This window comes from Ensifer sp. M14 (genome assembly GCF_003355565.1).
Classification (GTDB): domain Bacteria; phylum Pseudomonadota; class Alphaproteobacteria; order Rhizobiales; family Rhizobiaceae; genus Ensifer.
Genome location: NZ_QJNR01000004.1, coordinates 3506199 through 3519100 on the forward strand (window position 1 = coordinate 3506199; position 12902 = coordinate 3519100).

Annotated in this window: 10 protein-coding genes and 1 pseudogene; 8 read left to right on the top strand and 3 right to left on the bottom strand. The window is 62.2% G+C overall.

From position 1 onward, the window contains the following. Window positions 1-129 precede the first annotated feature (129 nt). Both BLJAPNOD_RS17075 and groL read left to right on the top strand, forming a co-directional pair. Window positions 130-348: a hypothetical protein gene (locus BLJAPNOD_RS17075; protein ID WP_025426507.1), complete on the top strand. Its 219-nt coding sequence runs from the start codon at window positions 130-132 to the stop codon at window positions 346-348. Between the two features lie 113 nt (window positions 349-461). After that, window positions 462-2090, top strand: a complete 1629-nt coding sequence (gene groL, locus BLJAPNOD_RS17080; protein ID WP_115420579.1) for a chaperonin GroEL — start codon at window positions 462-464, stop codon at window positions 2088-2090. 51 nt (window positions 2091-2141) lie between these two features. Here the strand turns inward: groL and BLJAPNOD_RS17085 are convergent, their stop codons facing one another. After that, window positions 2142-2792, bottom strand: coding sequence for a TetR/AcrR family transcriptional regulator (locus BLJAPNOD_RS17085; RefSeq protein ID WP_115420580.1), 651 nt, complete (start codon window positions 2790-2792; stop codon window positions 2142-2144). 105 nt (window positions 2793-2897) lie between these two features. On the opposite strand from BLJAPNOD_RS17085, the pseudogene BLJAPNOD_RS17090 reads away from it, so the two are divergent. Next, window positions 2898-4063, top strand: a pseudogene (locus tag BLJAPNOD_RS17090) (serine hydrolase domain-containing protein). Window positions 4064-4144: 81 nt separating this feature from the next. Here the strand turns inward: BLJAPNOD_RS17090 and aspS are convergent. Further along, a complete protein-coding gene (gene aspS, locus BLJAPNOD_RS17095; RefSeq protein WP_115420581.1) occupies window positions 4145-5932 on the bottom strand; it encodes an aspartate--tRNA ligase in 1788 nt (595 codons plus the stop codon). A 311-nt stretch (window positions 5933-6243) separates the two neighbouring features. Between aspS and BLJAPNOD_RS17100 the strand changes: the two genes are divergently transcribed. From BLJAPNOD_RS17100 to BLJAPNOD_RS17115, 4 genes are all read left to right on the top strand, one after another. Continuing rightward, on the top strand, window positions 6244-7482 hold the full coding sequence (locus tag BLJAPNOD_RS17100; protein ID WP_077498582.1) for an MFS transporter: 1239 nt from the start codon (window positions 6244-6246) through the stop codon (window positions 7480-7482). A 100-nt stretch (window positions 7483-7582) separates the two neighbouring features. After that, window positions 7583-8983, top strand: a complete 1401-nt coding sequence (locus tag BLJAPNOD_RS17105; protein ID WP_115421332.1) for a multicopper oxidase family protein — start codon at window positions 7583-7585, stop codon at window positions 8981-8983. A 78-nt stretch (window positions 8984-9061) separates the two neighbouring features. Beyond that, on the top strand, window positions 9062-10213 hold the full coding sequence (gene rnd / locus BLJAPNOD_RS17110; protein ID WP_077498586.1) for a ribonuclease D: 1152 nt from the start codon (window positions 9062-9064) through the stop codon (window positions 10211-10213). A 169-nt stretch (window positions 10214-10382) separates the two neighbouring features. Next, window positions 10383-11465 carry an adenylate/guanylate cyclase domain-containing protein gene (locus tag BLJAPNOD_RS17115; protein ID WP_077498588.1) on the top strand — a complete coding sequence of 361 codons (1083 nt, stop codon included), beginning with the start codon at window positions 10383-10385 and terminating at the stop codon, window positions 11463-11465. Between the two features lie 56 nt (window positions 11466-11521). Here the strand turns inward: BLJAPNOD_RS17115 and BLJAPNOD_RS17120 are convergent, their stop codons facing one another. Then, on the bottom strand, window positions 11522-11929 hold the full coding sequence (locus BLJAPNOD_RS17120; protein WP_115420582.1) for a DUF2000 family protein: 408 nt from the start codon (window positions 11927-11929) through the stop codon (window positions 11522-11524). On the opposite strand from BLJAPNOD_RS17120, the gene BLJAPNOD_RS17125 reads away from it, so the two are divergent. After that, window positions 11928-12824, top strand: coding sequence for an AraC family transcriptional regulator (locus BLJAPNOD_RS17125; RefSeq protein WP_115420583.1), 897 nt, complete (start codon window positions 11928-11930; stop codon window positions 12822-12824). The genes BLJAPNOD_RS17120 and BLJAPNOD_RS17125 overlap by 2 nt on opposite strands. The last annotated feature ends 78 nt before the right edge of the window (window positions 12825-12902 follow it).

The following is a 12902-nucleotide window of genomic DNA, read 5'->3' on the forward strand; positions in this document are numbered from 1 at the left end:
TTTCTGTGTGCGCGCTTTCCATGTTATGATCGCTGCTGCTTGATGCCCGCCCGCCGTCGCCTATCTACATCTCTCTGAAGACAAGACTTCATCCCGCATTCCTGACCGATCACACGGAAGGAGAACGTCATGGGACTGAAACATGCGGATATCACCGCGATTCTTGGCCCGGTCGACGAAACGCTGATGGCAGAGCTGCTGGCGACGGGAGCCAGTGCAGCAGAACTCGCCGAAGCGATCGCCTGGGTCAACAACGACGAGGCGCTGATCGGCGAAGGACGGCATCTGCCGGCCGGCCGCGTCGCGGCCTTGATCGACATCCTGACGCCTGATGATGGCGAAGAGTAACGTGTTGAGCGGCAGCGCTTTCGATGAGGGTGCCACATTGACGATCGGTAGCGTCAGGGCCCATTTCGATCGCGGCCGCGTGACTGCGAGTTTTGTGCTGAGGGAGGCCGACAATGACAGCCAAGGAAGTCAAGTTCAGTAGCGACGCGCGCGACCGCATGCTGCGTGGCGTCGATATCCTTGCCAATGCCGTGAAAGTGACGCTCGGACCGAAGGGACGAAACGTCGTCATCGAAAAGTCCTATGGCCCCCCGCGGATCACCAAGGACGGCGTTTCCGTCGCCAAGGAGATCGAACTCGAAGACAAGTTCGAAAACATGGGCGCGCAGATGCTGCGCGAGGTCGCATCGCGCACCAGTGATGTTGCCGGCGACGGAACGACCACGGCAACAGTGCTCGCGCAGGCGATCGTCAAGGAGGGCGTCAAGGCGATCGCCTCCGGCATGAATCCCATGGACCTCAAGCGCGGCATAGACCTTGCCGTGGACGCTATCGTCGCCGAGCTCAAGGTGCGCGCCCGCAAGATCGCCAACAACGAGGAGATCGCCCAGGTCGGCACCATATCCGCCAATGGCGACACGGAGATCGGCCGATATCTCGCCGAGGCGATGGAAAAGGTCGGCAACGAAGGCGTGATCACAGTCGAAGAGGCCAAGACTGCCGAGATCGAGCTTGAGATCGTCGAAGGCATGCAGTTCGACCGAGGCTATCTCTCGCCCTATTTCATCACCGACCAGCAGAAGATGCGGGTGGAATTCGAAGATCCCTACATCCTGATCTACGAAAAGAAGCTTTCCAACCTGCAGGCGATGATCCCGATCCTCGAATCGGTGATCCAGGCCAGCCGCCCACTGCTTATCATTGCCGAAGATGTCGAAGGCGAGGCGTTGGCAACACTTGTCGTCAACAAGCTGCGTGGCGGTCTCAAGATCGCCGCCGTCAAGGCGCCGGGTTTCGGCGACCGGCGCAAGGCGATCCTCGAGGATGTTGCAGTATTGACCGGCGGCACGGTCGTTTCCGAAGATGTCGGCATCAAGCTTGAGAATGTCACGCTCGAAACGCTCGGCCGTGCCAAGCGAGTGATGATCGAGAAGGAAAACACCACCATCGTCGATGGCGCCGGCAGCAAGGGCGACATCGGCGGCCGCGTCAGCCAGATCAAGGCGCAGATCGAGGAAACGACCTCCGACTACGATCGGGAAAAACTGCAGGAACGTCTTGCCAAGCTCTCGGGCGGCGTGGCCGTCATTCGCGTCGGCGGATCGAGCGAACTGGAGGTGAAGGAAAAGAAGGATCGGGTGGACGATGCGTTGCATGCCACCCGCGCGGCGGTCGAAGAGGGCATCCTGCCGGGCGGCGGCGTCGCCCTGCTTCGGGTGGTCAATGCTTTGGACGGCATCAAGGTTGCAAACCAGGACCAGCGGGTCGGCATCGAAATCGTCCGGCGCGCGGTGGAGATGCCGGTGCGCCAGATTGCCGAAAATGCCGGCGCCGAAGGCTCGATCATCGTCGGCAAGCTGCGCGAGAAAACCGACTTCGCCTATGGCTGGAATGCGCAGACGGGCGAATACGGTGATCTCTTCAAGATGGGCGTTATCGACCCGGCCAAGGTGGTGCGCGCAGCACTTCAGGACGCGGCCTCCGTTGCCGGGCTGCTGGTCACCACCGAAGCGATGATCGCAGAGAAGCCGAAGAAGGACGGTGCCGCGCAACCGCCCAACGGCTCGGGCATGGACTTTTAGCGGGCACCACGTATCGCGCCCGAAAGCAAGCCCTGGGTAGATGGCTCCAGCTCAGGCCGCTGCTTGCCGATGGCGCGCGACCTCGGCAATGGCGAATTCGGCAATCGGTAATAGGTCCGCCTCTCCGGCTCCGTCCTGCGCCTGTACCGTCATTCCCTGCAGGATGGCGCCGATGAAGCGAGCAAGCCCGCCCGCATCCGTGTGTTCGCGCAATTCGCCTTCTTCGATGCCGCGGCGAAGCCGCGCCTCGAGCGCCGCGAGCGTCTGGTCGCGAAGAGCGGTCACGTGGCGGGCGATCGCGTCATTTTCGACGGCACAGGTCAAGACGGCGGTCGAGATCATGCAGCCTTTCGGGCGACCAGGAAGCGAAAACTCATGCGCTGAAATCCGAAGAAGCCTCGCAATAGCATCGACCACGTGCCCTTCACTGTTCAGGTTCCGGCCGGCCGCCGCCCCCTCCTCCTGCCGATAGCGCTCAAGCGCTTCGCGATAGAGGTCCGCCTTGGAGACGAAGGCCGCATAGAGGCTCTGCGGCGTAATCCCCATGGCTGCGGTCAGATCGGCAATCGATGCCCCCTCGTATCCGAGTCGCCAAAAGGTTTCTCCGGCGGCCGCAAGCGCAACATCGCGGTCGAAAGCACGCGGTCGCCCACGCCGGCGGGTAGATGATTCCAAGAAACTGCTATTTTTCACAACGATCACTCTAGAATTAGAATCGCATCTGACATATTCAGGAACGGTCATTGTGATTATAGGAGGTTTTCCACGATGAGTCTCCACCTCAAGTGTGCTGCCCTGGTCTCCGCGCTGCTCGCCTTTCCGGCATTTGCCGATGATCACGGCCAATCGGCACTCAAAGCGCAACTCGACCCGGTGATCGATCGCGCGATTGCCGAAAAGCGCATCGTCGGCACCGTCGTTCTCGTGGCTCGCGACGGCGAACTTGTTTATGCGAGAGCCGCCGGCCTTGCCGACCGCGAGGCAGACCGCACCGCGCGCCAGGACGATATCTTCCGCTTTGCCTCGGTGACCAAGCCGTTGGTGACCGTGGCTGCGATGCGGCTCGTCGAACAGGGACGCATCAAACTGGACGATCCCGTTAGCAAATGGCTTCCGGATTTCCGGCCCAACTTCGAAGGCAATGAGGCGCCGATCCTGGTGCGCCACCTCCTCAACCATACCGCCGGGCTCGAATACGGCTTCTTCCAGCCGCCAGGCGGTTCCTACGCGAAGGCCGGCGTTTCCGACGGGCTCGATCTCTCCGACATCACCCTCGACGAGAATCTGAAGCGCATCGCCACCGTTCCGCTCGCATCGCCACCGGGCGAGACCTGGCGCTATTCCGTAGCGATCGACGTGCTCGGCGCAGTCATCGATAAGGCTACAGGCAAGACGCTGGACAAGGCCGTCGACGAACTGGTCGTGACGCCGCTGGCACTTTCCGACACCGGCTTTTCCGTAAAGCAGACGGACAGGCTGAGCGCCGCCTACTTCGATGGCTCGCCCGCCCCTGTCCGCATGGAAGGTGATGCCGCCGTGCCAATCGGCGAGGGAAAGCTGACGTTCTCGCCCAACCGCATCCTCGACGCAAATGCCTTCCCCTCAGGCGGCGCCGGCATGGCGGGGACAGCGAACGATCTGCTGACGTTCCTGGAAACGATCCGCAAGGGTGGCGGCGAGTTGCTCTCGCCGGAGACGGTCAAGACGATGATGCAGGATCAAACGGGGCCGCAAGCGGAAACGCAAGGGCCGGGCTGGGGTTTCGGCTATGGCTGGGCCGTCCTCGTCGATCCCGTTGCGGCCGGAACGCCGCAGTCGAAGGGCACGATCCAGTGGGGCGGCGCCTACGGCCACAGCTGGTTCGTCGATCCGGTCGAGAATCTTACTGTCGTGGCGCTCACCAACACGGCGTTCGAAGGCATGTGGGTCAGTTCACCCGCGACGTGCGCGACGCGGTCTACGCCAAACCGTGAGCGTCTGAACGATCCCCAAATGAAAAGACCCGGCGGTGATTGGCACCGCCGGGTCTTTTCGTTTTTCAATCCGTCCGGACCTTAGTCCTTTTTCTGCGGGATCGGGCGGAGCGCCAGTTCGCGCAGCTGGGCCGGTGTCGCCTCGGACGGCGCACCCATCAAGAGGTCGACGGCCTGCTGGTTCATCGGGAAGATCGAGATCTCGCGCAGGTTCTTGGCGCCGACGAGCAGCATGACGACGCGGTCGATGCCGAAGGCCATGCCGCCATGCGGAGGCGCGCCGTACTGGAACGCACGGTAGAGACCACCGAACTGCTCTTCGACTTCCTGCTGCGACTTGCCGGTCAGCTCGAACGCCTTGACCATGACTTCCGGCAGCTGGTTACGGATCGAGCCGGACGCGATCTCGAAGCCGTTGCAGACCATGTCGTACTGGTAGGCCTTGAGCGACAGCGGATCTTCGCTGTTCAGCGCCTCGAGGCCGCCCTGCGGCATCGAGAAGGGGTTGTGGGCGAAATCGATCTTCTTTTCGTCTTCCAGCCATTCGTAGAACGGGAAGTCGACGATCCAGCAGAATTCAAAGCGGTCACGGTCGACGAGGTTCAGTTCCTCGCCGGCCCGCGTGCGGGCTTCGCCTGCAAACTTATAGAACTTGGTGGGGTCGCCGGCGACGAAGAAGCAGGCGTCACCATCATCGAGGCCAAGCTGGGTACGGATCGCGTCGGTGCGCTCCTCGCCAATGTTCTTGGCAAGCGGGCCTGCGCCTTCGAGCTTCTCGCCTTCCTTGCGCCAGAAGATGTAGCCGAGGCCCGGCTGGCCCTGGCTCTGGGCCCAGGCGTTCATGCGGTCGCAAAACGCGCGCGAACCACCGGTCTTGGCCGGGATCGCCCAGACTTCGACCTTCGGGTTCGAGGCGATCATGTTGGCGAAGACCTTGAAGCCGGAACCGGCAAAGTGCTCGGTCACAGCCTGCATCTCGATCGGATTGCGCAGGTCCGGCTTGTCGGAGCCGTATTTGCGGATCGCCGTGTCGTAAGGAATGCGCGGGAACTTTTCCGTCACCGGCTTGCCGTCGGCAAACTCGACGAAGATGTCGCGGATGACAGGCTCCATCGTCGTCCAGACGTCTTCCTGCTCGACGAAGCTCATTTCGAGGTCGAGCTGGTAGAACTCGCCCGGAAGGCGGTCGGCGCGCGGGTCTTCGTCGCGGAAGCACGGCGCGATCTGGAAATAGCGGTCGAAACCGGCAACCATCAAGAGCTGCTTGTACTGCTGCGGCGCCTGCGGCAGGGCGTAGAAGCTGCCGGGGTGGATGCGAGACGGCACGAGGAAGTCGCGTGCGCCTTCCGGCGACGACGCTGTCAGGATCGGGGTCGTGTATTCGGTGAAGCCGACATCGCCCATGTGGCGGCGCATCGACGAGATGATCTGCGTGCGCTTGACGATGTTCTTGTGCAGCGTGTCGCGGCGCAGGTCGAGGAAGCGGTACTTCAGGCGCACGTCTTCCGGATAATCCGGCTCGCCGAAGACCGGCAACGGCAGTTCCTTGGCGGCCGAGAGAACCTCGATCTCCTGAGCGTAGAGCTCGATTTCGCCTGTCGGCATGCCCTTGTTGACGGTGTCGTCCATACGGGCCTTGACGAGGCCGTCGATACGGACGACCCATTCGCCGCGCACGGTCTCGGCGGCCTTGAAGGCGGGGCTGTCGGGATCGGCGACGACCTGGGTGATGCCGTAATGATCGCGCAGGTCGATGAAGAGCAGGCCGCCATGGTCGCGGACGCGGTGGACCCAGCCGGAGAGGCGAACGGTGGAGCCGACATCCGACTTGCGGAGGGCGGCACAGGTGTGGCTGCGGTAGCGGTGCATCGTGTTATCCCGGAATTGCAAAGCGCCGCGCAGGCCGAAACGGCGCGCGGCAACATGATCAAAATCGGGCGGAAAAGCGCATGATGCGCCGGCTTTGTCAAGCCGAGACCTCTGCGTTCCCTTCGGGAAGCACTGGCGACGGCGGACAAATTCGACCCTGTTCACGGGCTGACGGCAAGGCTTTTGGCCAAACGACGCGAAAAGAATGGATATCGTCACAATTCGCGACTGTGCGCCATGGAAATGCGCCGCTACACATATCGGGTCAGCCTTTACCCCGACTCGCGAGCCCTTCGGAAGTCGCCTGCCCCATGTCGCAAATTCGTCCGCTCATCCCGCTTCTTGTTACCGCAGGCATCCTCATCGGCGGCAACGGACTGCAAGGCACCTTCATCTCTCTCAGGGCGCTCGAAGAAGGCTTCTCGACATCGCTGATCGGGGTCATCGGCGCGGGCTACAACATCGGCTTCGCGCTCGGCTGCGTCTATGTCACCCGCATCCTGCGTTCGATCGGCCATATCCGCACGTTCTCGGCGATGGCGGCGATCGCATCGGCGGCAGCGATCGCCATGGTGCTCGTCATCAACCCGCTGATGTGGTTCCTGATGCGGCTCGTCGCCGGTATCGCCTTCGCCTGTCTTTTTGCGACCGTCGAAAGCTGGCTGAATGCCAGCGTCACCAACACCAACCGTGCGCGCACGCTGTCTGTCTATCGTCTGGTCGATCTCGGTTCGGTGACCGCCGCCCAATATATCATTCCCGGCATCGGGATCGGCGGCTTCGAATTGTTTGCGATCATCTCGATGGCGCTGACCTTGTCGCTCGTGCCGATTTCCTTTGCCGATCGGTCGAGCCCGGTGGCGCCGGAAGCGATCCGCTTCGACGTCAAGGCACTGTGGAACATCTCGCCGCTTGCGACGGTCGGCTGCATCGTCGTCGGCCTGACCAACGCCGCCTTCCGCTCGCTCGGCCCGATCTACGGACAAGGGATCGGAATGTCGGTGACGGCAATCGCCACCTTCATGAGCGCCGGCATCATCGGCGGCGTGGTACTGCAGTATCCGCTCGGTCACTACTCCGACCAGATCGACCGGCGCCTGATCATCCTGATCGCCACCTTCGGATCGCTGCTCGCCGGCCTCTTTCTTGCTTTCGGCGCGGGTAACGACGAGTGGCTCAACTTTGCCGGCATCTTCCTGTTCGGGGCTTTTGCCATGCCGCTCTATTCGCTCTGCTCGGCCCATGCCAACGATCACGCGGCGGAAGGCCAGCACGCGCTGGTTTCCGCCGGCATGTTGTTCTTCTGGTCGCTCGGCGCGATCATCGGCCCGCTGTTTGCCTCCTTCCTGCTTGAAATCTTCGGCCCGCAGGCGCTTTTCATCTATACGGCCGCCATCCTCTTCCTCTTCATGCTCTATACGATCAGGCGCATGACGGCCCGCAGCGGCGTTCCGACGGAAGCCCGCGCCATGCCCTTCCGCAACTTGCTTCGGACCTCGTCCTTCTTCAACAAGCTCGCGGGCGGCAACCAGCCCCGCAAGGACGACTGAGCAACCTGCGGCAAGATGTGCCTGCGCGAGCGAATTGCTGATTGCGACGATCAGGTTTAGAACCGAGCGATCGTCCTATCCAATTGCCGAGATTGCCAAAATGTCCCTGATCAGCCGCCGTACATTTCTCCAGGGCTCCGCCGCTTTGGGTGGCGCCTTCGCATTCGGGGCGGGCATGGCGGCGCGCGCCGGAGCTGCACCCGATCCGCAGATCCTGACGGCGCAACTGACCGAGGCGCGGATCGCCGCAGAGGGTGTGACGCCCAAGGTCATGACCTATGGATTGGGCGACGCCGCCAAAGGCGGCATGCCGCCTGTGTTGCGCATGCGCATGGGCGAGCCGTACGCCGCAAGACTGATCAACAGACTCGACGAACCGACAACCGTGCACTGGCACGGTCTTCGCATCCCCAATGCCATGGATGGCGTGCCGGAGATGACCCAGCCCTATGTCTATCCGGGCGATCTCTTCGACTACGTCTTCACGCCGCCGGATGCCGGCACCTTCTGGTATCACCCGCATTGCAACACGCTGACCCAGATGGGAAGCGGGCTCACCGGCGTCATCGTCGTCGAGAACCCCAATGATCCTGTGTTCGATGCCGAGATCGTCTTGAACCTGCGCGACTGGCGGCTTGGCAAGGGCGGCGCCTTCATCGACCCGTTCAAACCGAGGGACGCCGCACGCGGCGGCACCTACGGAACGGTGCGCACCGCCAACTGGCAGCAGGAGCCGAGCTATGACGCGCCGGCCGGCGGGCTCGTCAGGGTCCGAATCGCGGCAACGGACGTCACGCGGATCTATACGCTCGGGCTGGAGGGCGCCGACGCGATGGTCGTCGCGCTCGATGCAAACCCGGTCGACAAGCCCTTCCCGCTCGACCGCTACGACGTCGGCCCCGGTCAACGCATAGACCTCGTTGTCAGGATGCCCGACAGCGAAGGCACCACCATAAAACTCGGCAATCTGCGCGGCTCCCATCCCTGGACGATCGCCAGCTTCCGCGCAACGGGCCAGTCCTTGAAACGCGATATCCGCGACGTCGCCGCCCTTCCCGCCAACCCGATTGCCGAGGCGGACCTTTCGGTCGCCACGCGCATTCCGATCGACCTGACGGCCACGGCAGAACACAAGGCAACACCTTCCATCTGCGGCTCGCTCGGCTATACCTTCTGGGCGATCAACAAGGTGCCGTGGCCGGGCGACACGCCCGATCCGATCGCGCCGATCGAGGAAATGAAACTCGGCAAGAGCTATGTGATGCAGATCGCCAACCGGACTCCGCACGCCCATCCGATCCATCTGCACGGCATGAGCTTCCGCATTCTGAGTTCGAACAAGCGGACATTCCTGCCGCCGCCGACCGACACGATCCTGCTTTTGCCTGACGAACAGGCGGAAATCGCGCTTGTTGCAGACAATCTTGGCGACTGGGTGTTCCATTGCCACATCATCGAGCACCAGAAGACCGGCATGACCGGTTATTTCAAGGTGGTCTGAGAATTTCGATTGTGACGGATTGCATGAAGGGCTACACGAAAAACCTAGCCGCATTTTTGCCACAGTGATTTAAATCCGATGATTGAAACAACCGCAGATCTCGAGGCCGCCTGCCAGCAGCTGGCCCGCTCAAGTTATATTACGATCGACACGGAATTCCTGCGTGAAACCACCTTCTGGCCGGAGCTTTGCCTGATCCAGATGGCGAACCCGGATATGGCCGTCATCGTCGATCCGATGGCCAAGGGTATCGACCTCGCGCCGTTCTTTGCGCTGATGGCCAATCCCGATGTGATCAAGGTGTTCCATGCCGCGCGCCAGGATATCGAGATCATTTTCCATCTCGGCAATCTGATCCCGCACCCGATTTTCGACACCCAGGTCGCCGCTATGGTCTGCGGCTTCGGCGACAGCGTCTCCTACGACCAGCTCGTCAACCGCATCAAGGGCGAGCAGATCGACAAATCCTCGCGCTTCACCGATTGGAGCCGCCGGCCGCTGACCGAGAAACAGCTGGATTACGCGCTCGCCGATGTCACGCATCTGCGCGACATCTATCAGCATCTGAACGCGCAGCTCGAGCGTGAAGGCCGTTCGCTGTGGCTGTCGGAAGAGATGGCAATCCTCGAGGCCCAAGACACCTACGACCTGCACCCTGATGACGCCTGGCAGCGCCTGAAGATGCGCGTCAAGAAGCCCATCGAACTTGCCGTCCTGCAGAAGGTTGCCGCTTGGCGTGAGCGTGAGGCGCGCAACCGCAACGTTCCCCGCGGGCGCATCCTCAAGGACGATGCCATCTATGAAGTGGCGCAACAGCAGCCGAAGGATTCCGAAGCACTGGCACGGTTGCGAACCATTCCGAAGGGCTGGGAGCGCTCAAGCGCGGGCGCCGCGCTGACCGAGGCGGTCAACGAAGCGCTTGCCATTCCGAAGACCGACCTGCCACGGTTGCCGCGACAGAACCACACACCCGAAGGTGCTGCCGCCGCGACCGAAATGCTCAAGGTGCTGTTGAAGCTGATCGCCGAAAAACAGGGCGTGGCTGCCAAGATCATCGCCAACAGCGACGATCTCGACAAGATCGCCGCCGAGGGCGAGAAGGCCGACGTCGGCGCGCTCAAGGGCTGGCGGCGTGAGCTGTTCGGCGATACGGCACTGAAATTGATCAACGGCGAAGTGGCTCTGCGCTTCGTCGACAAGAAGATCGAAGCGATGGAAATCGGCGACTGAAAACGATCGGGCGGCAACAACTTTCCGCCCGAATCCGGCTCTAGCCAAGGCCCCTTAGCGAGACCGATTCGCCGTTACGACGACCGCGAATCGGGGCGCTGACGCGACACGGCTGACGACGTTGGCCGACGTGCCCTTCTTCCGCTTTCGGGTTTCGAGGCCTTTCCGTATGCGCTGGCGTTTCTCCACGTTCGAGGGAATTTTGCTGCTGCTGATCGTCGGCAGCGCTGGCGCGCTTTATGCCTGGGTTACCTTCGGTGGTGGCGGCCTGATCGGCGCCACCTATGCGGTCTTCATCTGCATGCCGATCCTCGCCTTCGAGCGCCACATCATTTTCCGGCGCCTCTACCGCAAGATTCATTCCTTCTCGACGCCGATCTTCTTTCTTGCGTCGCTTGCCGTCTACTTCGTCTTGATCGATGTCGGCTACGCCTTGGCCGGCCTGATGATGCAGATGACGGGACATCTGCGCGAGGACTGGCTCGACGCCCTGGTGCCGTCGACCACCGTGCTGCTTTTCACATTCGCGATTGCCGGACCATTGGTCTTCATTCTTCGCGTGCGGGAGCTGTTGGGCCGAGACGTCTTCCTGAGCCTGTTGACCGGCCGATATCGCAAGCCGATCCAGGAGGAGCGTGTCTTCCTGTTTCTCGATCTGGCCGGCTCGACGTCCTATGCCGAGCGATACGGCGACCTGAGGATGCAGGAGTATCTCGGAAAGCTCTTCTCCACGCTTGCCGACCCGGTGCTGCGATACCGCGGTTCGATCGACGACTATGTCGGCGACGCCGCAATCATCACCTGGCCGTTCGACCGTGCTGTCAACAACGCAGCGTGCGTTCACTGCGTCTTCGATATCCTTGATGTCATCGAGGCAGAGAGCCACCGATGGCGCAAGGAGTTCGGCGAGGTTCCTCGCCTGCGCGCCGCGCTCCACGGCGGCACGATCGTCGCAGCAGAAATCGGCATCGACAAGCACAAGATCACCTATTTCGGCGATACGGTGAACACCACCGCCCGGCTTGAAGGCTTCTGCAAGACGCTGAACCACCAGGTGCTGATTTCCACCGACCTCGCCCGCAAGATGCGGCTGCCGCACTACGTCCGCGTGGAAGATCTTGGTGAGCACGCCGTCAAGGGACGCGGACAGAAGATCGGCGTGCTTGCCCTTCGCGCTGGGGGCACACGCGCACCGCACCTGGCCTCCAGCGAGAGCATCCTGCCTTCAAGTGGGATCACTGAAGGCGGATAAGGTGCTCTGTCATCAGAGTGCTAGCGCGTTCCACTGAACGCACTGCGTTCCAGGTTTCAACCATGCAACTTGGCGCCCTTGGTGATTTTGTCGACCAGCTTCTTGTCGGCATGAATGGCGATGCCGGCGACCTTCGCGTTCTCGGGTCGGGTTACAGCGAAGACGGCGCGGTTGGCGCTGTCATGGCCGGTCGAAAACATGGCATCGACATATAGGGAAGTTTGCACTGCCCTTTCGATCGCGCGCCGTTGAATAATGCCGAGCGTCGCACCATCTGCCGACAGCACGATGATCGGCTGAACGCTCAGAGCGTTGTAGACGTTGCCGGCGCCGTCGCGGTAGGCTTCGCCGATGATCGCTGGTTTCTGCCCGGCGATGCCGGTGGCCAAAAACGCGGTGACGTTCAGCTTCTGCCAGGTGGCCAGATCCTCGCGCAACACGATCGCGAACTTGGTGTCGAACATGACGGGTATCTCCATTTCAGGACATCAGGGCGTGCCCGGAGAGGCCCTGGCCGATGACGCCGTCATCGATCTTGAACGATTGTGCGGATCGCCCGGTGATGGCATCCGCGTCGCAGCACCGGTGGACGGCATAGAGCGGATAGAGGCGCGGCTGCACGGCAAGGTGTTCGAGCCGCATCGCCACGACACCTATGCACTCGGCGTCACGCTCGGCGGCATCCAGACTTTCCAGTATCGCGGCGAAAGTCGCTACAGCACGCCCGGAAGCATCATCATCATCCACCCCGACGAGGTGCATGACGGTGGCGCTGGTACGGAGGCGACCCTTCGCTACCGGATGATGTATCTGCAGCCGGAACGGTTGATCGCAGCGCTTGGCGACAACGGCGCAGCCTTGCCTTTCATCGCCGCGCCGGTGGTCGGCGACGTCGCCCTGCGCCAGGCCATCGGCGAGGCCGTCGTGGACCTGGACTGCGGCATCGACGAACTGGCACTCGACGACATTCTGACGCGCATCGCAGAAGGTCTCTGCCGCCATGCCGGCGTCGGGGGCAAGCCTGCCGCCAGGTCGGCGAAACGCGCCGTCTTCGAGGCGACCGACTATCTCAGAGCAAACCTCGATCGCCCTGTCGGGTCGCAGGAACTCGAAACCATCAGCGGCCTTGATCGCTTCACGCTCGCCCGCCAGTTCCGCAGGGTTCTCGGCACCAGCCCGCACCGCTACCTGCTGATGCGACGGCTTGAGCAGGCGCGCCGGATGATTGCCACCGGCCACAGCCTGGCGGGCGCGGCGCTCGATACCGGCTTTGCCGACCAGGCTCATTTCACCCGCCACTTCAAGCGCGCCTATGGCGTGACGCCCGGCCGCTGGGCGACACTTGCCCTTGCCGGCTGACGCCGATGCCCTGTCATCAAAGCTTCACCGCGCTGTAAGCCAGATATCACCCAACCGTCATCAAAGCCGCCTATCGGG